This is a genomic window from Vibrio sp. Y176, from assembly GCF_033438945.1.
The window spans coordinates 950,067-973,003 of sequence record NZ_JAWOQS010000001.1 but is presented as its reverse complement, the minus strand read 5'-3'; the positions used below and the strand labels follow the sequence as shown (position 1 = coordinate 973,003).

Below are 22,937 nucleotides of genomic sequence, written 5' to 3'. Positions count from 1 at the left end.
AAAGGCGCCTTGGCAGAGTGGCTATGCAGCGGATTGCAAATCCGTGGACCTCGGTTCGACTCCGGGAGGCGCCTCCACTATTTCGAAAGCCAGTCTTAAATGACTGGCTTTTTCGTTTTTAGTCCGCCTTTTCGTAACCCTTCGCGCTTTCCTAAAGTCTCCCATGTTTTGATCACCATTCAATATTTTTAACGCGCTAATCATTGATTTTATAAATGTTAGACAACTCAATAATTGTATAGTGTGATTGGTGATAGTTTCTCTTCGATTGTAATCCGAACTTTTTGTATTACAGGCAGCAACCTAGCTAGCGTCATAGTTAGTATCGCTTGGTGCGTATATGCAGAAAGGAGGATTCTAGTCCTTAACGTGAGAGAAAAATAATGAAAACATTCAACCTTAAACCTACACTTTTACCCTTAACTTTGCTGCTCAGTTCGCCTGTAATGGCGGCACAAAATGGCACCATGATGCAGTATTTCCATTGGTATGTGCCAAATGACGGTGCACTCTGGACACAAGTTGAAAACAACGCTTCGGCACTATCTGACAACGGCTTTACTGCGTTATGGTTGCCGCCCGCCTATAAAGGTGCTGGTGGTAGCAACGACGTCGGTTATGGCGTTTATGATATGTACGATTTGGGAGAGTTTGATCAAAAAGGTTCGGTGCGCACCAAGTATGGCACCAAAGATCAGTACCTAAGCGCCATCAATGCTGCCCATAAAAACAATATCCAGATTTATGGCGATGTGGTGTTCAACCATCGCGGTGGTGCGGATGGAAAGTCTTGGGTTGATACCAAGCGAGTAGATTGGAACAACCGAAATATTGAACTTGGTGATAAATGGATTGAAGCGTGGGTAGAGTTTGATTTCCCTGGGCGCAACGACAAGTACTCAAACTTTCATTGGACGTGGTACCACTTTGATGGCGTGGACTGGGACGATGCTGGCGAAGAAAAAGCTATCTTCAAATTCAAAGGTGAGGGTAAGGCATGGGATTGGGAAGTGAGCTCGGAAAAAGGCAACTACGATTACCTTATGTACGCTGATCTAGACATGGATCACCCTGAAGTTAAGAAAGAACTTAAAGACTGGGGTGAGTGGTATATCAACATGACTGGTGTTGATGGGTTTAGAATGGACGCGGTGAAGCACATCAAATATCAATACCTGCAAGAATGGATTGATCACCTACGTTGGAAAACAGGGAAAGAACTATTCACGGTCGGAGAGTACTGGAACTACGATGTGAATCAGCTGCATAACTTTATCACCAAAACCTCTGGCAGCATGTCTTTGTTTGATGCACCGTTACATATGAACTTTTATAATGCGTCTAAATCGGGTGGTAGCTACGATATGCGTCAAATCATGGATGGTACGCTGATGAAGGACAATCCAGTCAAAGCGGTTACCTTAGTAGAAAACCATGACACTCAGCCTTTGCAGGCGTTGGAATCAACCGTTGATTGGTGGTTCAAGCCGCTCGCTTACGCGTTTATCTTATTGCGTGAAGAAGGTTATCCATCCGTGTTTTATGCAGATTACTACGGCGCGCAGTACAGTGATAAAGGGCATGACATCAATATGGTCAAAGTGCCTTACATTGAAGAGCTAGTAACACTGCGTAAAGATTATGCGTATGGCAAACAACATTCTTATCTCGACCACTGGGACGTAATTGGTTGGACTCGAGAAGGTGATGCAGAGCATCCACATTCAATGGCCGTGATCATGAGCGATGGACCAGGCGGCTCGAAGTGGATGTATACGGGTAAACCAAGTGCTCGCTACGTAGACAAGTTGGGTATCCGAACTGAAGACATTTGGACTGATGCGAATGGTTGGGCTGAGTTCCCAGTAAACGGCGGATCTGTCTCGGTTTGGGTTGGCGTTGAATAATCCATTCCTGTGATTTTGATACAGAGTAGGCAATTCTTAATAAAACTTTTCAATGAATCAATGTGTTATTTGATATTCATTCGACAAATGAGTAACTTATATTTGAGCATAATCTAGAGGAAGATAAAGAATGGAATCTATTGCTGATGTATTGGTTGTGGCTATTGTGTTCGGTGCCATATTTGGGGGCGGGATAATAAAGTTAATCTTGAACCATCGTAAAGAAGTAAGAGCGTTGGAGATATCTGAACGTAATACGATGAGCCGAGAAGAACAAGATAACCTTAACAAGCAAATTGGTGACTTGAAGCGACGTGTTGAAGTGTTAGAGCGAATTGTCACAGATAACAAATATCAACTTGAAAAAGAAATTGCCTCTCTGTAGATCACCACTTAATCGTAAAGCCGGCGAAGTCCGGCTTTTTCGTGTCTGTACGTCATACCTTTCGGATGTTTAACTCAGCGTTCATCAAAAAAGTCTTTGTCGCGAATGTATTTACTCATAAAGTGATAAGAGAACGGTCGCATTAACCAACTAAATAAGGAGCGCCCAAGCCGTATGAGCGTTGGGGTGTTCTCGTATATTCTCCCGTTATATAACCATAGCATTTTGCCTACATGCCAATACAAAAAAGGTACGGGCGGCATAAAGGTCACGATGTCGATGTCGCAACAAATCCTGTATGTTTTGTGCCCCAAACGGTAGCGTTTCTTAAACGTCCAATCCCCGACAGCGGGCTGTCCGAAAGTGACCACGCGTTTAATGCTTTTGGGGTATTTTTTCTCAATATAGTCAGCAAAAACACTGCCAATCGCGCCACCTGAAGAGTGGCCAGTAATAGTGATTCTTTTTCCCCTGAGAATAAGTGGTACAACGATACCTTCGAGGCGTTCGATCACGGTCAACCCTAACCGATCTTCATTCCGGCTCGGTAAACTTTCTTGGAACAACAGATGATAGAAACCCGCGTGAATGCGATAGTTTAGTCCCAACCTTCGACAGCTTCTCGTCCACATCGCGAAGTTCAACAACCAATCACTGATACTGTGTGAGCCTTTAATCACTACGACCACCTCACTCTGTTTTTTACTCCAGAGCACGCGAATCATAATCTTACCGTGTTCATTTCTAATGACTCGTTGCCCATTAGGATCGAACCCGTATTGAGTTTGCCTGAAGACGCGAGGGTAGGCGAGATTACAAAGCACCGCATAGCGCTCGTATTGGTATCGTTTTAATGGTTTCACGTTAACTTTCTTAGTGGAGCCTAACGGTTGACTGTAATTAATGAATATTAAAAATACGTGAACCTTGATTTAGGGTCGGTAGAGATTCTGTGTATTGGTATCGCGAATGAAAGACTCAAACTGGCTTAAATGCGTCAAGATGGTTTGGCGAGAGAGTGCATGATGTTCGCTAAGCACGTTAATTAGCTTTTTCAAAGCCTTACGATCTTGTTTATCAAGATTTGCTGTTTCTTTGAGTTGTGCGAAAAATTCAATTTGACTTGAAGTGTCGTTAAAGTCACCGAGCTTGTCTTGCAATAGTTTTAGTTGTTTCACGTTGTTTTTGTGCTGTTGGGAAGGATAGAGCGTGGAAAATCCTTCTAACAAATAACGAAGCGCTTTGCACTTTATCCGCATCGAATGAATCACGCTGTCACGACTTTTGTCCGAGATCTTGCGTCGTGCTTTATCAACTTTTTTAAATTGATCGGAGATTTTTTGGCTTGCGAAGAGTAACGCAGGTACGTTGCTATCCACTCGTTCGTGTTGCGTACTTCGCAGCAGACTATTCCTGACCAAAGTGCAGTGCGTTGTGTATTCTTTTGTAGCTAGCCAACGCGTAACTCTTGCCTGTTCGTAAGCACGTTCGGCTTCGATAAAGCCAAAAAGCTGCTCAAGAGACGATTTGTGGTTTGGGAGCATTTCAATGTATTGTTTTTTGCCCAAGATAAATACGTCCAAATCACGCAGCTTATTTGTTTTCTTCATCATTATTTTTAAATGAGGTTTCAAAATACGCTGTTCAAAAGGAGGGAGCAGTTCGCGAAGTAGTAAGCATAGTGAGCGTATGCGCCTCAGTGTGACGCGATACTGGTGAGTATATTCAGGATCCAAGTCTTCGATGATTCCCAGCTCCAGAGAGCGTGCATAATCAAATTCACTAAGGAAGAAGTAGGGCACTACGAAGTCGAGTTCGGAGTCGGCATGTAAGGGTAAGTGAAATGATGGTTTCTTATGAATGGTCATGATTGTCCTCCAAAAAGCTTAAACTTAGTGTAGAGGCTGATTTTTTGTACGACTAATAGTGGCTTATATAAATTTGAGCTTAAAACAATAACTATTTATTAAATAACATTTATTCTCTCCATTCTAAATTATTTAAAATGGCGTCATAATCTTTGTGACTTCATTGACTTATAATTACTCTTTTACAATACTTTTTATCAACTCGAAAGAAATTGCTGTCTTATCGGAGTGTGAATGGTCATTTATAATTTATTAGTTTTTGAATTCGGTGGTACCTTGTAGCTTGTTGTTATCACTGATAGTTTCTATGTTAGATATTCATTTATAGGATTATTTCACCATTGACGCCTCAGCAAATCTTTTGATAGAGAAAAGTAAAGTTAAATCTTTATATTTGTTCTGTTTCATATTGAGGACGTGAGATGTTTATACAAACAGTAAGATTCATCATACCATTAGTGCTACTGCAATTTTTAACCGGTTGTCAGTCAGATGATAATGATAATCTAAAATTAGAAGTTGAGTTGTTAAAGGAAGAGATAAGTGAATTAACAAAAGAAATGGGGGAGATACAAAATGAAGTTAAAGAAATTAAAGACTTAGCATTTAATCCACCGAAAAAAGAACCTCCGACTTTGCCAAACCAACTTAACTTTTCCGAAGGTGGTACACTTCCAATTCTTGGGAATAAAGAAGCAAAAATTGCTATCGTTGAATTTTCTGACTTTCAATGTCCTTATTGTAAGCGATTTACGGATAATGCTTTTAAACAGATAAAGGAAAATTATATCGATAACGGAAAGGTGCAATATATTGCGCGAGATTTTCCTTTAAGTTTTCATGCCAAAGCCAAGGGGGCTGCGATCGCGGCTGCATGTAGTCTTAAGCAAAACTCCTATTGGACTATGCGAGAAATGCTGTTTAACAACGCTAAAGATTTAGGGGAGGAGTTCTATCAAAAAGCAGCGATAGACTTATCTTTAAACATTGAAGAGTTCAATAAATGTATGGAAGATCAATCTGTTGCTGACAAGATTGAGCAAGATATGACGCTAGGAAAATCCTTAGGTATTCGCGGCACACCAACTTTTTTAATTGGTCGGGTAGAAAATGATCAACTTGTAGAACCGCAAATCGTGGTAGGTGCACAGGGCTATGCGGTGTTTGAATCACTATTAGAGGGGTTATCAAATAGTGATAAAAAAGAATAATGATTTTCATATTGAATAAAAGGCAACTAATGTTAGTTGCCTTTTATTTTATCTAAACTAATTTGTTGATTTAGAGATTATCTCTCGATATTTGATATTAAGTGTCGAGATTTATAGATGTTGTGGTGAATTGAAACGGCATGCATATTTTTTTATTAAATCATCGATTATTAATAGTTGTTTTGTTTGTGTTAGTTTTTTGTTGTTTAAAATAAAGTTCTTATTTTTCATATAGTAATTTTTGAATTATATAAAAATATTAAATTAATATTAGTCTGGGCTCATATTAGTGGTGAGAGTTTACTTGTAAGATAAATTTTCTTATATATTCATGATTTGAATAATAATGTTTGATATTGTGATGAAAATTAATTTTTTTTGGTTGAAATTTAATCGCCGTGTTTGTAGGATTTTACCCACAAAAACCAACCTATGCTTAAATACTGAAGAAAAAGAGGTAAATTAATTGCATACGAATAAATGATTTATCTTGTGTGACTAACGCAAGTTTAACTTAAATAGTAAATAACTAATTTATGATTTTTATTTTGCTTTTTGATTGTTTAAAAGGCAATGCCTTTTATTGAATAATTATTAGATGTCTTTTGGTTTTAATTATAGCTTATTTTATTGATTTTAACGTTTATAAGCGTTTGAAATTAAATTAAATTTATACGTTTAGGCTAGTTATTTTTTTTTCGCTCGCTAATCATCAATCGTTCGACATGATTTCGGACTTATGCTGTGTGAAAAATTAGAACCAAAGATAAAACCACATAAGAAATTAAGTATGTTTAATACCCATTTTAATATTGTTACTTCCAATACATTTAAACTTTCAACAACGGCTCTTATCAGCCTCTTATCTCTGACATTCAACGCGACGGCGCAGTCACAAGACATCCCGCATGAGCATTTGATTCAACAAGAAAAATCGGTTTCACCTACTGCCAAGGAGAAGCGCCAGCAGGCTCAAGATAATACTAGCGTGCTAAAGCAGACGATGATTAATTATCATGGTGCATCGGCGAAAAACAAACATCACTATTTAGAGCAAATGATTTCTCTTGCTCACGATCGTCAAGTATTAATTTCCGAGTTGTTTCAGTCAGACCCTAGCACGGTAGCGCAGGTTGCTCTGACTGCAAAAGCTCGCAAAGGTATGCCTGAAAAAGTGCAAGCTTTGTTAGAGCAGGAGCAAACGCTAGAAGGCGAACTGGAGGTTTTCTATGAAGATTATGAAGATCACAGCAAGAGCCGTCTTCGATATGTACTGCAAACCTCTGAGGGCTCTGTTGAGGTTTATGGTTCTTCTAAATCACAAATCAACCCAATTCCATCTGGTGCTAAAGTTCGCGCTAGCGGTTGGAAGTTTGATGATCAAAACGCGTTAGTTTTGGAAGAGTCTCAGCAAGGTCTTCTTGTATTGGCTGATGGAGATACAGATGCCGCATCAACCAGTACTTCACCTTTCACTTTGTCCAATACTTTAGGTGAACAGTCGACACTAGTGATGTTAGTGAATTTTCTGGATGATGTACAATAACCATGGACTGTTGAAGAAGTAACTGATCTAGTATTTGGCTCGGTGAATGATTTCTATAAAGAAAATTCAAATAATCAGACATGGTTTACTGGAGACGTTCTAGGCTATTACACGCTGCCTATGAACTCAGTATGTAATACTGCGCAAATTTATACTGCGGCTAAAGAAGCTGCTACAGCTGACAGCGTAGACATCGATACCTATGATCGAGTGGTTTTCGTTTTTCCTAAAATTGCTGATTGTGGGTGGACAGGAAAAGGTACAGTGGGTGGGACACCGTCGAGAACTTGGATCAATGGTTCTATGACACTAAGAACTGTAGCCCACGAACTTGGCCATAACCTTGGATTGCATCATGCGAAAAAGCTTGAATGTGGTGTTGAGGTGATTAGTGGTGATTGTTACACAGTTGAATACGGTGATAGTTTGGAGATCATGGGAGCTCCGGGCTTTACCGGACATTTCAGTGCTTTCAACAAAGACAGTCTAGGGTGGTTTTCTTCTGAGCCATCATCAATTGCAGGTAAAATTATTGAAGTAAATTCTGATGGTAGTTACATACTTGAGCCTTATGAGTCCGTTCCTGAGGGGGAAGCCAAAGCAATAAAGATTCAGCGAGGTGTGGACTCTTCAACAGGAAAGAAACTTTGGTACTACCTAGAGTATCGGCAGCCTAAAGGTTTTGACAGCTATCTTGCGAGTTATTCGGATCTTACGTCTGGTGTAACAATGCGCCTAAGTACAGAGTCCGATATGAACAGTAGCCAACTTATTGATTTAACCCCGGCTAGCCAAATAACTGACTGGAACGATTCTGCTTTGGCTGTTGGAAAAAGTTATACAGATATAGAGGCTGGGTTAACCATTACCACCGAGTGGGCCGACAATACCGGAGCAAGTGTCCATATCAGCTTTACGCAGCCAACATGCCATAAAAATGCTCCCACTGTTGCCGTTTCTCCTAGCCAAAATACCATAGCGGAGTCGGGGAGCACGCTCGGTTATAGTGTTACAGTCACTAATAATGACGCAGAAGGTTGCGATACCTCAGAGTTTGACGTTGAAGCTTCGGTACCAAGTGGGTGGAGTGCCACCTCATCTAAGCTAAGTTTAGCGCCAGGAGACAGTGAGAGTGTGGTCATTGATGTGACTTCTGACTTAACGGCGACGGATGGTAGTTACTCGATGCTATTTAGCGTAATAAACAGTATTGATACTGATTACTACACAAATACAGAAGCAAATTTTGTTATCAAAATGCCAGTGGACGTCTGTTCACGTGGAACGCCTTTGTTGGTGTTATCTGCAAATCAAACGGGGGAGTTTGAACCGGGCAGTACTGCTAGTTACACAGCAACTCTGACCAACCAAGATAGTGCAACTTGTGATTCGAGTACATTTACCCTATCAGCGAGTGTACCAAGTGGGTGGACTGCTAATAGCGGTGGTATTACTTTGAGCCCTAGTGAAACTCAATCATTCACAATGAATGTTACGTCAAGCGCAGAAGCAACAGATGGAACATACGATATCGCCATTAACGCTCAGCATTCAGCAGATACGAGCCTGAATATTAGCAAAAAGGTGAGCTTCGGAATCTCAGTTCCAGTCCAGGTGAATAGCGCACCAGTTGCCCAGACAGATCGAGTGGAAGTAAGTTCAAAAGACTCAGTAAGTATTAATGTGCTCGCAAATGATAGCGATCCTGAAGGGGATAAACTAACGATAACATCTGTAACTCAGAGTTCGAAAGGAGCGGTACGAATGACGTCAGATGGTCAGTTAATATATACGCCAGCTAAGAACTTTAAAGGAAGTGATAGTTTCAGTTATACCATCAGTGATGGCGATCTTACTGCGTCAGCGCTAGTGTATATTAGTATGGCGAGCACTTCAGGCTCTAATACCAATAAAGGAAAGGGTAGAAAATAATTTTTCTGTAAACAAGGCTCAGTAAGATTAAAAGGTGCAATGTGTTAAATCATTGCACCTTTTTTAACTAAGGTAAGCCGATAACTTTATTTACCTCATCATCATTAGTTAGGGCGCCAATACGGCTTGTGCGTTGACAACAATCACTGGCTCTACTGCTGGCCCACCATCTTCATCTGCTACTGAGATTACCAATAAGCCTCCAGAGCCTGCAGACCTAAATAGGTTATCTACAGAAGCATCCGGTGTGAGCAAATCAACACTAAATGTACAGTTCATGCTACCGTTCGCTGCGATAGAGAATGGGAACGCAACTGGACAATTACTTGCGGTAATCAAGTAATGTGTATTACCTTGACCAGCTTCTATTGGAGTGCCCGCAATACTAAGAGCATTTAAATTAACCGCTTCATAGCTAGAGGCGTTCTCAATGTTAAGGCTCAATGTTAATGACAGAGCGAAATTCAAGTTGATATCAGCTGGTTCATTGATAAATGCAACTTTACCGTTATCGGTATCTGTGACGATTTCAGGAATGAAATCATCGGTTTCACCTGTTACTTCCGCTGTGTTCATATGTGGCATGTCTGGTTCACCCGATAGGAAAGTCGTAACAGTACAGAATCGACTTTCTCCAGGAGCTAAGATATCACCATAGAAGTTACAATTGCCTTGGAAGCTTCCTGCATCGAATAACACACCAAGTTTGTCATCCGTCATTTCTGTGAGAGTGATACTGTCTACAGGGGACGTATTGGTAATAGTAAACGTGAAGTCTACATTATCACCAGACTCGGTTACAGAATATGGTGGCTCGTCTAAAGCGTTAGGAGTTTTGACCAAATCAATAGCACCAGGGCTGTTACTAAAGGACACACTCGCTTGACCAGAGTCTTCATCCGAGTCGTTTTCGTTATCAAAAGCGATAGCAGTAACGTTGTTCACAAATGCAGGATCACCCACATTACCTGCAACATTTCGTGTATAGCTAAATTGACAAGACTCACCGATTCCAAGCATTGCTCCCAAGCACGTTGCTGCTTCAGTTGCGATGTTGTATTGGTCATCTGTTATAGATGTGATCTCTACCTCGTCAACCGACGAATTGTTGGTGATAACAACAGTGTATTCGACAGGTTCACCAGCAAGACTTTCGACAACGGTTGTTGGATTAGCTGATTTAGTAACAGAAATTTCAGGAGATACATTCGTGAGTTTTACGATGATCTCATTACTACAGTTTGGATTTGGCGTACCAGCGGTACTCGCGACGGTACAAGTGTTGTCTCCGACAGGTTCGTCATATTCATCGACGATAGTGGAACGAACATAGTTTTCAAACGATTCGTCAGTAGGGATATCTGGTAAGTCGTCGTCACTAATAGCAATTTTGAATGTACACTCTAAACCAACCGCTTCTGGCGGAATCTCATAAGGAAGCACGATGTTTTCACAAGCGTTGGCTAGCTCACTTGACATTAATGTGTAGTGACCTTTCGTCATGCCAATATCATTACCGCCACCTACACTGTTTAGCAAGAATGTTTGTGAATCAGAGTTAGTGCTAGAGGATATTTCATCTTCGATTTTAGTCACGAAAACGCTGTTACCAGTACTTTCAGCTGGGACGATTTTAATTGTGTAGATAAATTCGTCGCCAGGTTCTGTTCCCGCCATTTTATTAACCGATTTGGTGGAAACGGGTGGATCTGGTTGAATAAAAATTGGAATGTTGTAATTGTCGTCACAATTACATTTTGATGGAGCGCCAGGGTAGGCATCATTACCATCTTCACAGACTTCATTTTTACCAGGTTGGCGCCAGCTAACACAGTTTGGTAGGTTGAGTTGACCATCTCCGTCAGTATCTTCACACAGCGTGGTTACCTCGGCAGAATGGATAACGACTTGTGCTTGTTGTACGTCAAAACAAGCGTCACCATCGGTGTCGTTCGCGTTCTGAGAGTATTCATCGCTCAAAGTATAGATGTTACAGCTACCATTAAGTGCATTCGGTCCTCCTTCGTTCTGGAAGTAAAGTCCGATGTCATAACGATCACTTGCAGTTGATACAACTTCAAAGTCAGCGGTAAACGTTACGGTTTGTTGAGCTACACAGACCGTCGTTCCTGGGTCTACCGGATTACCACCGATTGCAGTAACTTCGATATTTGTAGCTTCTGCGATATTGATATCATTAGCGGTACAATTCAAATTCTTACCATATTGATCCTCCATACAAATACTTTGTATACCAGGGTCTTGCGCGAATGCGGTTTGCCCATAAAATGCCGCGGCACCTATTAACATGGCGCTAAGCAGCCTTTTATGTCGGCTATTTATTAAATGTTCCATCATCTACCTTCTTTTCTTCTTGAAAGTTGATAAAAGGGCGATGTGAATACCCAATGATGCCAACACTGGACTTCGGCATCATTGAGTACACGAACTGCTGTGCCCCTAGTCCTAAGACAATTACTCCAAAGTGGATAACTAGAAACTGTGCTTTTGGAGCGGTTGTCGGTGACCATAAGAGAGCAAAAATCAAACCAAGCTTAACTGTTTGATTTTTATTGTTTTTGTTTTTTGACAAGTGTCTTTAAAATACACATTGTGAACAGAGTGTTAACTTGTTCGCATTCGCATGGAAGACAGAAAACGAGAATTAAATTTAATATCAATAAGTTACAAGGAGGCAGAAGAACATACCTTTAGTATGTGTTTCTAGTTTACAAGTGAACACTTTGTCGGTATTCGATGCTAAAGGGTATGCTGAATAAATACGGAATACTGTTATTTAAGAATCTGGTGGAAGGATGGCCAATTAGATGTTTATCGAAAGGATTATTCTGAGAAGCTACATGGATATAATTAGGATAATAGATCTACAATTTGAAGGTTATTTACTCTTTCGGACTGTTTCTTAACCATATGAATCAAAAAGATAAAATTTATTGTTGACCTAATAAATTAATCCGTTAAAGTACGCCTCGTTCTCACGGCAAAGGTCGATGAGACAGATGGTGTCTAACCCATCGCATGATTGCGTTGCCTTGGTGGTGGAATTGGTAGACACAAGGGATTTAAAATCCCTCGGCGTTCGCGCTGTGCCGGTTCAAGTCCGGCCCGGGGCACCATCAAAATCTTTGGTGACAGAGATACAATATTAGAAAGGCGCCTTGGCAGAGTGGCTATGCAGCGGATTGCAAATCCGTGGACCTCGGTTCGACTCCGGGAGGCGCCTCCAATATTTATAAAAAAACCGGCTTATAGCCGGTTTTTTTATATTTGGCATTTCAAACCATTCCAATACATATCTAAATAGTAGTTGTGTATAAACTACAGACCTAAATTAATTATTATATCTAACTAAGTTATATTTCTCTCTATATAATTATAGTTAACTTAGTCTAATACTGAATTTAATTTTGATATTTATCTCCTTTTAAATGTATTTTTCTTGATTTATTAGTGTGCTCTGTACTTCGGTTTAACCTTTTAATAAATATGAGTATAGGTGAGTATTGTGATGTTTCATTGTTTTTATTTGACTTAAATTTAACAATAGAATGAGTTAGTGTGGTTCAGGGAATGATGAATAATATTAACATTATGTGCCGTTATTAAGTTAATGACTTTAAAGCTTATAACTTTTGTTGTGTATTTTATTTATTTTGGTTTTCGCCTCTATTCTACTGATATTTAAAGAATTAATTTTTGCGGTTAAACTTAATTGCTAAATTTATTTTATAATATAAATGTTGTTTATATAAAATTGTTTTTATATTCAATTAAATATTTGATAGGTAAGATAAATTTTTTGTTTATGCTCTTTATTTAAGTTGTTCGTCTTTGTGGTTGAATTTTGACCACTTGTTTTGTTATGATTCTCGCGAATATATTTTTGTTTATTATTCATTTATGAACATATTCATGTTAAATGAGGACATGCCTGGATTAGTAGGCTAGGACATTTTATTGTCTAAATTTTATATTATTTACATTATGTATTTTCATTGAAAAATGAATTATTTACTATTCTAAATTAGGTGAAGCAGTGATAAAAAATATTAAAATAAATAGAAAAACTCTAAATAAAGGGTTGTCATTTTTATTGGTAATATTATCTTTTCTACAGAGTACCCACTACGCCAATGCAACAGCAAATACGACGGGACAACAAAATACACTAGTTATGTTGCTGAATTTCAAAGAGAACCCGAATGAGCAACCGTTGAGCAAGGCCGAAGCAAATCATTTAGTATTTGATACTGTGGATGATTTTTATCGCGAGAATTCTTTTGGCCAGACTTGGTTTTCTGGTCAAGTTGTGGGTTGGTATACACTGCCTGTTTCAAACCAGATATGTGACTTAAGCGCCGTGCGCGAAGCGGCAGATCAGAAAGCTATTTCATCAGGTATAGACTTGGGCCAGTATGATCGTATCGTTTATATGATGACGAAAACGGCGTGCAGCATTGCTGGCTCAGCGACGATGCAGGGTAAGCCGTCACGAGCTTGGATTAATGGCAACTTTTCCGCAATGAACATTGCTCATGAATTGGGACATAATCTTGGAATGCGTCACTCGGGTGCACTTGACTGTGGTGACCAACCTATCTCAGATCACTGTACAAGACGTGAATATGGTGACAGCTATGATGTGATGGGGGGCTCTAATGGTTATATCAATACTTTCCAGAGAGAGCAGCTAGGTTGGTTAGAAGGTAGTCATGCTGCTAAAACAATTGAAGTTACTCAAAGTGGCACTTATGTAATTGCAAACTACGAAACACAAAGTAGCGCTCCTGTAACCATCAAGGTACCACGTGGTATTGATCCGACTACGGGGAAGAAAAGCTGGTTTTATATTGAGTATCGCCAATCAGTTGGCTACGACAGTTTTTTAGATGCACGCTCTTACATTTTTTATCGTGGCGATGTAACGGACGGCATTGTCATTCGCTCAGCACTAGAAGGTGATGAACGCAGTAGCAATCTGCTTCATTTTAAAATGGGCTCTGAATATTATGCCATTACTGGCTCAAACGACTGGTACGATCCAGCCATGCCAGTTGGTGATAGTTATACTGATCCGCTTTCTGGAGCGACGATCAACTTAAATAGCGCAAATGGTACTCAGGCTGAGGTGACGGTAACGCTAAGTGGTTCTGAGCCTGGTGGTGGCATGGGTAACTGCACTATTAACGCACCGAGTATAACGGCTCAAGCGATTACGAAAAACTCAGTTCTGGCAGGTGAAGATGTGCAGTATCAGGTGAGCATAACAAACAATGACTCTATAGATTGCGGAACTTCTACCTTTAATATCAATACCGTGGTACCGATTGGTTGGCAAGCTAGTGACAATCAGTTAACACTGGCTTCTGGTGAGTCCGGACAAGCAGTAGTCGTTGTGACCTCAGCAACAGAAACTGAAGCAAAAAATTACTCACTATCTATTCAAACTCAGCACTCAGCTGATCTATCTTATGATGCTGCAACATCAGTAATGTATGCTGTGATGGCAGATGAATTGACAAAGCCTGAACTGGCTGCTGTTGATGATACCGTTATCTTGAATGAAAAAAAGTCTGTTCTAATAGATGTGTTGGTAAACGATATTATTGATGCGCAAGCTTCGGCCTCAGTCGTCTCATTTACAGAGCCTAATAAAGGCAGTGTCGAACTATTGTCAGATGGTTCTTTGCGCTACACACCAAGCCGAAGGTTCAAGAATAATGATAGCTTTAGTTATACCATTAGCGATGGTAATAGTCGCTCAACGGCCGATGTGTTGATAAAGCTACAGTCGGATGGTGGTGATAACAGCAAGCCAGGTAAAGGAAAAAACAAGTAGCAGAATCACATAAAAATGCCTGACTCTTTGAGTCAGGCATTTTCCTATTTCTAATAATTAGAAACGCATTTTATAGGTTAAGGTCCGATGCGGGCGCAGGGCACATCTCGAGATCTACACATTGAGGACACAAGGTACATTCTGCCTCAGCAGGCATAACTGGTGCTAGATCGCCAAACACAGGAACACCCGTTGCAGTTACCATATCTTTAAAGGCACCTACATAAAATCCCGGAGTACCTTCACCCAATTCGTCTTCTCCTGGAACAGGAACGTAGCTACCTGAATATGGAGCACATGCCCCTATAGTTCCCATAGGGGTTAAGGTACCGATAAATTGAGGATCAGCGTCTTTATCGTCAGTCACAAATACGTTATTTATGGTTACTTCGGATGTGTTACAGACTTCACCACTGTAATTCACTTGTAGTCCGTAATGTCCATAGTCGTTAAGCACTACGAGCACGTCACAATCTTTTTCAAGTGATAATGAACCGATAAGGTTTTGTTCAGGACAATCCCAACTTGCCGTGTCTTGAGTTGCCACTTCGCCACCTACTTCAGTTGCAGCTTTAGCACTAGCATGGTTCAGGATACCATTCTGGTTAATAACAAAACTGCCATTAATAACCTGTGAGTCGTCCAGATCGAGCATACCTATATTGGTTGTGTGGCTACCTAAACCATCTATATCTTCTGCGGTATCATCAGTGACGACAATATCGTATAGCGGCACGGTTCCTGAGTTTGTTACGGTTAACTTGTAATTGAATCGCAATGAATCACCACCAACAACTTCGCCAAATGTACATTCTTTAACAAGAGTAATTTCTGGTTCTCCTGGTGTGTAACAGAATGACACATGGCTCAGACCGTAGTAGTTACCATTTTTAGGATTAACGGGAGAGTGTAAGTTTCCGTCGGAATAAGTTATTACACCACCGTCACTATAATATTCGTAGAAATTACCATTTGGTCCGCCTTTAACAAAGATAGAGTGGACAATACCTCCGCTGCTTGACCAATCAAATGTCTTATCTGGTTGAACATCGATAGTAACGCTTAATTCCCCATCGCCGAGCACACCATCGCCCAATTGATCTCCATCTATGCGATACTCCACGAGCCCTTCAACATTGCCCATAAGATCCGAACAAGTTGGATTGCCCTCTACAAACATAGGGTGTACCCCATTGTCTGTAGGTTCACCAGGGTCGTTAGCTAACGCATTTTGCGTGCTTAAAACAAAGCTTAGAACAACTAGTAATAAAGCCAATAGTTTTGCCTTGGTTATGTTGGCACAACTCAATACGTTTGTGATCCAACATGAATTAATATTGCTTTCCATAAAACCTCCGTTGAGCCTGGGGGGTACTGCTTACCAAAACTCGTTGTTAGTTTGTTATTTGTTGTGGAACGTCAACTTCGGGTGAAAATAAAAGCACAGAGCATGCCATTAGATAACTATTTGTATTTGCATTATTTTTGTGATTTTTGATGATAAAATTGTGTCAGCGCTTTTTACAGTTTTATGCAGGCGTATTTTTGATTTCAGTTAACTCTATGATTGGGAAGATTTAAGTTCGAAGTAAAAATGTCCACAGCAATGTTACACAGTGTTCAGCAGTGTTACACATGAGGGTTATGGCTCCCTTAATCTCCACTGCCACAATTCACAAAGTGAATAGCTTTAGTCGGTTGGGCCCGGAATTCGTATGCGCTACTGAGTTGCAAAGTATGGTGAGTCTAATAGAGAGGTAGATGACAGTGTACATGATAGGTCGAAATTTTAGTTGGTTTGAAGGGGGCTTTAGAGTGTTTTTCAAGGTGGATAACTCTCCTGGTGCAAAGTCTTAAATGGAGGCCTTTGCACCGGGACTACTGAGGGTTAGCGGTTTAGTGCACCACAACGCTCAGGCTGGTAGGTGATATCGACAATTTCAATTGTCTTCACTTGATTATTTGGCATTGGCCATTCAAGTTTTTGACCAACAGACAAACCGATCAGTGCGCTGCCTACGGGCGCAAAAATAGAGATATCATCACTGCTTTTCAGTTCAGAAGGGTAAACCAGTGTCTTTGTCATGGTTCTATCTTCACCTGAAAATTTAAACTCTACAGTCGAGTTCATCGTGACCACGTTATCTGGCATTTGTTCTGGCTCAAGAACTGTTGCTCGGTCGAGCTCTGCTTCTAATTCCACAAGCTCCGCTGCGATGTTTGGCATTTTATCCAACAAAGCCGTGATTCGGTTCATATCTAAGCTTGAGATGTAGATAGAATTGTTTTCTGACATTTTATGACTCCCAAATAAAAGGCCGCCTCACAAAAATGGGACGGCACTCTATATGTCAATTACGGTATCAATCATATGGACGCTATTCCATATGAACTAAACCTGATTTTAGTCTTTATAGTGCGACTTAGCTAGTAAAAAATTTTTGTTGTGAAGCTTGATTTTTCTAAATCTTTCAATCACTTCAGATATTGTTCTCTGATCACCTTGAAACGGTGAAGTCAAGTGAGTGCGTCGTTTAGAAGCAAAACAGGATTTATCGTAGGTGTGCTCGGTTTCGATGGTCAGCCTAACTTCATAAAAGCAAAACGGTATAGTCCGTTGCTAGCATGGCTTCGGTTATCTCAGTTTGTTAAAACTACCAATATCCGTTAATAAATTACTTTTTATTTCGCAATAGTCAGATAAATACGTTCATCTACCCCTTTAGGGTAGTTTGAAATTGTAATTGATTTACATCATGTATTAATTTTCTTTCACAATTAACAATGAGCTCAGTGATAAGAACCTAACCCTTAGGAATTATAATGAGCAAGTTGAAGCTAGTAGTCATCGGTAACGGTATGGTAGGGCACCGTTATATTGAAGACTTAGTCGAGAAAGCTGATATGTCTAATATAGACATTACGGTTTTCTGTGAAGAACCTCGTGTCGCATACGACCGTGTGCACCTTTCCTCTTACTTTTCTCACCATACTGCAGATGAACTTTCTTTAGTAAAAGAAGGCTTCTACGAGAAACACGGTATTAACATGCTGATCGGCGAACGCGCGATTAACATCAACCGTGAAAACCGCATTGTTTACTCAAGCACTGGCCGTGAAGTTCAATACGACAAGCTGATTCTTGCTACTGGCTCATTCCCATTTGTTCCACCTATCAAAGGTCACGAAAGCAAAGACTGTTTTGTTTACCGTACTATCGAAGATCTTAAAGCGATCGAAGCGTGTGCGAAGAAGAGCAAATCAGGCGTTGTTGTCGGTGGTGGTCTGCTAGGCCTTGAAGCAGCAGGCGCACTGAAAGCACTGGGTGTAGAAACGCACGTTGTTGAGTTCGCGCCAAAACTAATGGCTGAGCAACTTGACCTGGCTGGTGGTAACCAGCTTCGTCAAAAGATCGAGCGTATGGGCGTGAACGTTCACACCAGCAAAAATACGCTTGAGATTGCGCCAGAAGGCACAAACGCACGCAACGTTATGCGTTTTGCTGACGGTTCAGAACTAGAAACAGACTTCATCGTATTCTCTGCAGGTATTCGTCCACAAGACAAACTAGCACGCCAAATGGAGCTAGAAGTGGCACCTCGTGGCGGTGTTGCTATCAACGACCATTGTCAGACTTCTGATGAGAACATCTACGCGATTGGTGAATGTGCTTCTTGGAACGAAATGTTCTACGGCCTTGTTGCTCCTGGCTACAAGATGGCGACAGTTGCCGTTGATCACCTACTAGGTAACACAGAAAGCAAATTCGAAGGCGCTGACATGTCTGCGAAGCTGAAACTTCTAGGTGTAAAAGTAGGTTCAATCGGTGACGCGAACGGTCGTACTGAAGGCTGTAAGAGTTACGTTTACCAGAACGAAGAACAAGAAGTTTACAAACGTCTTATCGTTTCTAAAGACAACAAGAAACTGCTTGGCGCGGTTATGGTTGGCGACACCTCTGACTACGGCGACCTGCTTCAACTTATGCTGAACGAAATCGACCTACCAGAACACCCAGATGCGTTGATCCTTCCTGCTCACGCAGGCGCTGAGAAACCAGCATTAGGTGCAGACGCTCTACCAGAAAGCGCAGTGATCTGTTCATGTTTCGACGTGACAAAAGGCAAGATCGCACAAGCAGTTGCTGATGGTCACCATACATTGGGTGACATCAAAGCAGTGACTGGCGCAGGTACAGGCTGTGGTGGTTGTATTCCTCTAGTTACGTCTGTTCTAAATGCTGAGCTTGCTAAATCTGGTATCGAAGTGAAGAACGACGTGTGTGAGCACTTTGCATACTCACGCCAAGAGCTGTTCCACCTAATCCGTATTGAAGAGATCAAAACGTTTGATGAGCTTCTAGAGAAATACGGTAAAGGTTACGGCTGTGAAGTTTGTAAACCACTGGCTGGTTCTATCTTGGCTTCTTGCTGGGGTGAGCACATTCTTAAGCCACAACTGGTTAAGCTGCACGACACGAACGATAACTTCCTAGGTAACATCCAAAAAGACGGTACTTACTCTGTTATTCCACGTATGGCGGGTGGTGAAGTAACACCTCAAGCACTGGGTGCGCTAGCGAACGTTGCGGCAGAATACAACCTATACACCAAAGTCACTGGCGCTCAACGTATTGGTCTGTTTGGTGCTCAAAAAGACGATCTTCCAGAGATCTGGCGCAAGCTTATCGACGCTGGTTTCGAAACAGGTCAGGCGTACGCAAAAGCCCTTCGTATGGCGAAGACCTGTGTTGGCTCAACGTGGTGTCGTTACGGCGTTCAAGATTCTGTTGGTCTGGGTTCTTACATCGAGAACCGTTACAAAGGCATTCGTACCCCTCATAAGATGAAGTTCGGTGTTTCTGGCTGTACTCGTGAGTGTGCGGAAGCACAAGGTAAAGACCTTGGTATTATCGCGACTGACGCAGGTTGGAACATGTACGTATGTGGTAACGGTGGTATGAAACCTCGTCACGCAGACCTACTTGCAAGTGACCTAGATAAAGAAACACTAATCAAGTACATCGACCGCTTCATGATGTTCTACATCCGTACTGCTGCGCCACTACAACGCACATCAGTTTGGATGGAAAACATGGAAGGTGGCGTTGACTACCTACGCGAAGTGATTGTTGAAGACAAACTTGGCATCAACACTCAACTAGAAGCTGATGTAGCGAAGCTTGTAGACGAGTACGAGTGTGAGTGGACTGCGACCATCAACGACGAATCACAACTGACTCGTTTCGCGCACTTCATCAACTCTGACAAGCGCGATGAAAACGTTGTGTTTGTACAAGAGCGTGAACAGCACCGCCCTGCAACCTTCACGGAAAAACATCCTGAAGCGAAAGGCGACATCCTACACGTAGCGATCACTGAAGCATAAGGGAAGGTTGATTATGTCATTTGAAAAGATTTGCCAAATCAGCGACATCGTACCGGGCACAGGTGTTTGTGCACTGGTTGATGGTCAGCAAGTTGCGGTATTCCGCCCAACACAAGCAGAAGAAGTGCTGGCGATCAGCAACACAGACCCGTTCTTCCAATCAAACGTGCTTTCTCGCGGTTTGATCTGTGAGCACCAAGGCGAGCTTTGGGTGGCTAGCCCACTTAAGAAGCAACGCTTTAACCTGACAACAGGTGCGTGCATGGAAGACGAGCGTTTTAGCGTGAAAGCGTACAAAACCCGCGTAACCAACGGCGAAGTAGAAATCTCTGCGTAAGCTTGGTTTTCATTCCCTCCTCTTAGGGGGAGGGAATGAACTGAAACCTAGATTCAATAGACAAAGGCTTTCCAAGTATCATCTCAGGGGAACAGGGAAGCGAGGTGTTGTAGACAGCGTTCAGGTGTCAACGGGAAGCCTTTCTCTATTCAATCTTTAACTTTTTAACTTTCAATTTTGGATAAGGACACATTCATGTCTACTGATTTTAAGCCTGCAGAATTCGTGCAAACCATGATCAATGTTGGTGAAGCGAAAACCAATACAAGCACGCGAGACCTTCTGCTTCGCGGTACGATGGCTGGCGTTATTCTTTCGCTTGCGGTGGTGGTTGCTATTACCGCGATTGTACAAACGGGTATCGGTCTTGTAGGAGCACTTGTTTTCCCCGTTGGTTTCGTAATTCTAAGTGTGATGGGGTATGACCTAGTAACCGGTGTTTTTGGTCTAGCGCCTCTGGCTAAGTTTGCTAACCGTCCGGGCATCACTTGGGGTCGTATCTTCCGTTGTTGGGGTCTTGTAGGATTGGGTAACCTTATCGGTTCTCTGATCGTTGCTTACCTAGTGGCTATCTCTCTAACAGGTAACTTCTCTCTAGAACTGAACGCAGTAGCGAAGAAATTTGTGGCTGTTTCTACCGCGCGTAGCCTTGGTTTTGAAAACATGGGTATGGACGGATGGATCACGTGTTTCGTACGCGGCATCTTCTGTAACCTAATGGTATGTCTAGGCGTTATCGGCAACATGACAGCACGTTCAGTATCTGGTCGCGTAGCAATGATGTGGTTCCCAATCTTCATCTTCTTCGCTCTAGTATTCGAGCACACAGTAGTAAACATGTTCCTATTCCCACTAGGTATGATTCTAGGTGCGGATTTTGGTATCGCGACTTGGTTGAACTTCAACCTTATCCCAACCATCCTAGGTAACATTGTTGGTGGTCTAGTAATGACTTGTATTCCACTGTACCTAACTCACGCTAAAACTGCGCCTTCTATCAATGCTGAAGAAGAAGTAAAAGCGCAACCTGCAATGGCTAAATAACCATTAACGGGTAATTCGCTTAATATGGTCCCGCTTCTGGATGGGCGGGACTATTCTCTAACTAGATTTCAATTTTTAACTTTCACTTTCGCGACATATTTTATTGATTTAGCTATAAAAAGTAATAACTCCTTAGAGTGGTTTTAGCCCTAAGTGCATAACACGAGTGTTACTCTTTATATCTAAATTTTTCGATAGGCGTTGATATGACTACTGCTCACTCATCTTTAAACAGCGGCTTTGTTTCTCTTGTTGGTGCAGGTCCAGGTGATCCTGATTTGCTCACAGTAAAAGGCTTAAAAGCCATTCAAGCGGCTGAAGTTGTTGTATACGACCGTTTGGTGTCGAAAGACATTCTAGAATTGGCTCATGCATCAGCAGAGATGATCTACGTAGGTAAAAAATTAGACTTTCACTGTGTGCCTCAAGATCAAATCAACCAAATCTTGGTGCAGAAAGCACAAGAAGGTAAGCGTGTTGTGCGTCTGAAGGGCGGTGACTCATTTATCTTTGGCCGTGGCGGTGAAGAGTTAGAAGAACTAGCGGAATTTGGTATCAAATACGAAGTGGTTCCGGGTATCACAGCAGCAGCAGGTGCAACGGCTTATGCTGGTATTCCATTAACACACCGCGACCATGCGCAAAGCGTTCAATTCATCACTGGTCACGTACAAAAAGATGGTCGTGAGATTGAGTGGCATTCACTGGCGCAATCCAACAACACGCTTGTGTTCTACATGGGTTTGAAGCAAAGCGGCCACATTATGGATAAGCTGATCATTCACGGCTTAGATCCTGAGATGTCATGCGCCATTATTGAAAACGGTACGCGCCCGGAGCAGCGCGTGTTCCAAGGAAAGTTGAACGAGTTATCGAGCATGGCAGAGCAAGCTGTGAGCCCAGCATTGATTGTGGTTGGTAGCGTTACTCAGCTGCACAACAAATTGGATTGGTTCGCAAAGTAATACTGCCCAGAAGTGACTATATTTTACAGGGGCTTTGTTGCCTCTGCATTTCTTGCTTACGCATAGGCATTTGATCAATGAGGTTGTTGATAAACGGCCAGTCTGTTTCTGCGCCCCAACGGTGCTTTTCTAGACCATCTTTACCAAGCAAAATAGCAGTATGAGAACCTTTTTCGACCGCATAAAGACGAGCTAGCATTTTTAGGTCGAACTCTTCTTTAAGCCAAGCAGGAAAAGTATAACCTTGTTCTGTAATGACCAGTGTGACGACATCTCTGTCTTCCAACTCACACTCATTCATAAGTGTTTCTAGCAAGAATTGTTTGACGTATTCATCATTTTCTGGCGCAAAGTAGAGCACACTTCTATGTGGCCAGTATTTGGAGTGCGCTGGATAACCAAATGCTGTCGATGACAAGATACAAGAAAGCAGTATCACTAGTAACTTTCCGCCCATGACAGTTCCCCTAGAAACCCAAATAACTTTTTATACG

General features: G+C 41.6%; 16 protein-coding genes and 3 tRNA genes. 13 read left to right on the top strand and 6 right to left on the bottom strand.

The genetic code is table 11. The features are described 5' to 3' along the window. The first annotated feature begins 3 nt into the window (after positions 1-3). From R7O13_RS04315 to R7O13_RS04305, 3 genes are all read left to right on the top strand, one after another. Positions 4-77: transfer RNA gene (locus R7O13_RS04315), tRNA-Cys, on the top strand. Between the two features lie 306 nt (positions 78-383). Further along, positions 384-1,907 carry an alpha-amylase gene (gene amyS / locus R7O13_RS04310; RefSeq protein WP_238843902.1) on the top strand — a complete coding sequence of 508 codons (1,524 nt, stop codon included), beginning with the start codon at positions 384-386 and terminating at the stop codon, positions 1,905-1,907. A gap of 130 nt (positions 1,908-2,037) precedes the next feature. Then, positions 2,038-2,292: a hypothetical protein gene (locus tag R7O13_RS04305; protein ID WP_005375990.1), complete on the top strand. Its 255-nt coding sequence runs from the start codon at positions 2,038-2,040 to the stop codon at positions 2,290-2,292. Positions 2,293-2,366: 74 nt separating this feature from the next. Here R7O13_RS04305 and R7O13_RS04300 read toward each other — a convergent pair whose 3' ends face one another. Together R7O13_RS04300 and R7O13_RS04295 are read right to left on the bottom strand one after the other, a co-directional pair. Then, a complete protein-coding gene (locus R7O13_RS04300) occupies positions 2,367-3,155 on the bottom strand; it encodes a lipase family protein (RefSeq protein ID WP_005375991.1) in 789 nt (262 codons plus the stop codon). 69 nt (positions 3,156-3,224) lie between these two features. Continuing rightward, entirely contained in the window at positions 3,225-4,160 is a 936-nt protein-coding gene (locus tag R7O13_RS04295) for a CHAD domain-containing protein (protein ID WP_239932671.1), read from the bottom strand. Positions 4,161-4,582: 422 nt separating this feature from the next. On the opposite strand from R7O13_RS04295, the gene R7O13_RS04290 reads away from it, so the two are divergent. The 3 genes from R7O13_RS04290 (at position 4,583) to R7O13_RS04280 (ending at position 8,849) form a co-directional block, all read left to right on the top strand. After that, positions 4,583-5,371: a DsbA family protein gene (locus tag R7O13_RS04290; protein WP_182018499.1), complete on the top strand. Its 789-nt coding sequence runs from the start codon at positions 4,583-4,585 to the stop codon at positions 5,369-5,371. 790 nt (positions 5,372-6,161) lie between these two features. Then, entirely contained in the window at positions 6,162-6,917 is a 756-nt protein-coding gene (locus tag R7O13_RS04285) for a hypothetical protein (RefSeq protein ID WP_318303082.1), read from the top strand. Positions 6,918-7,037: 120 nt separating this feature from the next. After that, a complete protein-coding gene (locus R7O13_RS04280; RefSeq protein WP_318303081.1) occupies positions 7,038-8,849 on the top strand; it encodes an Ig-like domain-containing protein in 1,812 nt (603 codons plus the stop codon). A 108-nt stretch (positions 8,850-8,957) separates the two neighbouring features. Here R7O13_RS04280 and R7O13_RS04275 read toward each other — a convergent pair whose 3' ends face one another. Further along, on the bottom strand, positions 8,958-11,207 hold the full coding sequence (locus R7O13_RS04275) for a hypothetical protein (RefSeq protein WP_005389917.1): 2,250 nt from the start codon (positions 11,205-11,207) through the stop codon (positions 8,958-8,960). 692 nt (positions 11,208-11,899) lie between these two features. Between R7O13_RS04275 and R7O13_RS04270 the strand changes: the two genes are divergently transcribed. From R7O13_RS04270 to R7O13_RS04260, 3 genes are all read left to right on the top strand, one after another. After that, positions 11,900-11,986 (top strand) — tRNA-Leu (locus tag R7O13_RS04270). Between the two features lie 36 nt (positions 11,987-12,022). Beyond that, positions 12,023-12,096: transfer RNA gene (locus R7O13_RS04265), tRNA-Cys, on the top strand. A gap of 948 nt (positions 12,097-13,044) precedes the next feature. After that, a complete protein-coding gene (locus R7O13_RS04260) occupies positions 13,045-14,709 on the top strand; it encodes an Ig-like domain-containing protein (RefSeq protein WP_225495851.1) in 1,665 nt (554 codons plus the stop codon). Between the two features lie 70 nt (positions 14,710-14,779). On the opposite strand, the gene R7O13_RS04255 is transcribed toward R7O13_RS04260, so the two are convergent. Continuing rightward, on the bottom strand, positions 14,780-15,985 hold the full coding sequence (locus tag R7O13_RS04255) for a hypothetical protein (protein ID WP_225495853.1): 1,206 nt from the start codon (positions 15,983-15,985) through the stop codon (positions 14,780-14,782). A 612-nt stretch (positions 15,986-16,597) separates the two neighbouring features. Further along, a complete protein-coding gene (rnk, locus tag R7O13_RS04250; RefSeq protein ID WP_005376048.1) occupies positions 16,598-17,005 on the bottom strand; it encodes a nucleoside diphosphate kinase regulator in 408 nt (135 codons plus the stop codon). A gap of 527 nt (positions 17,006-17,532) precedes the next feature. Between rnk and nirB the strand changes: the two genes are divergently transcribed. The 4 genes from nirB (at position 17,533) to cobA (ending at position 22,443) form a co-directional block, all read left to right on the top strand. Next, positions 17,533-20,097 (top strand): nitrite reductase large subunit NirB, encoded by a 2,565-nt coding sequence (gene nirB, locus R7O13_RS04245; RefSeq protein WP_213898302.1) that lies wholly within the window; start codon positions 17,533-17,535, stop codon positions 20,095-20,097. 13 nt (positions 20,098-20,110) lie between these two features. After that, positions 20,111-20,434 (top strand): nitrite reductase small subunit NirD, encoded by a 324-nt coding sequence (gene nirD, locus R7O13_RS04240; RefSeq protein WP_005387969.1) that lies wholly within the window; start codon positions 20,111-20,113, stop codon positions 20,432-20,434. 195 nt (positions 20,435-20,629) lie between these two features. Further along, positions 20,630-21,478 carry a formate/nitrite transporter family protein gene (locus R7O13_RS04235; RefSeq protein ID WP_005387971.1) on the top strand — a complete coding sequence of 283 codons (849 nt, stop codon included), beginning with the start codon at positions 20,630-20,632 and terminating at the stop codon, positions 21,476-21,478. Positions 21,479-21,684: 206 nt separating this feature from the next. Then, positions 21,685-22,443, top strand: a complete 759-nt coding sequence (gene cobA / locus R7O13_RS04230) for a uroporphyrinogen-III C-methyltransferase (protein WP_136976402.1) — start codon at positions 21,685-21,687, stop codon at positions 22,441-22,443. 16 nt (positions 22,444-22,459) lie between these two features. Here cobA and R7O13_RS04225 read toward each other — a convergent pair whose 3' ends face one another. Beyond that, positions 22,460-22,900 carry a DUF4174 domain-containing protein gene (locus R7O13_RS04225; protein WP_017820187.1) on the bottom strand — a complete coding sequence of 147 codons (441 nt, stop codon included), beginning with the start codon at positions 22,898-22,900 and terminating at the stop codon, positions 22,460-22,462. Positions 22,901-22,937 lie beyond the last annotated feature (37 nt).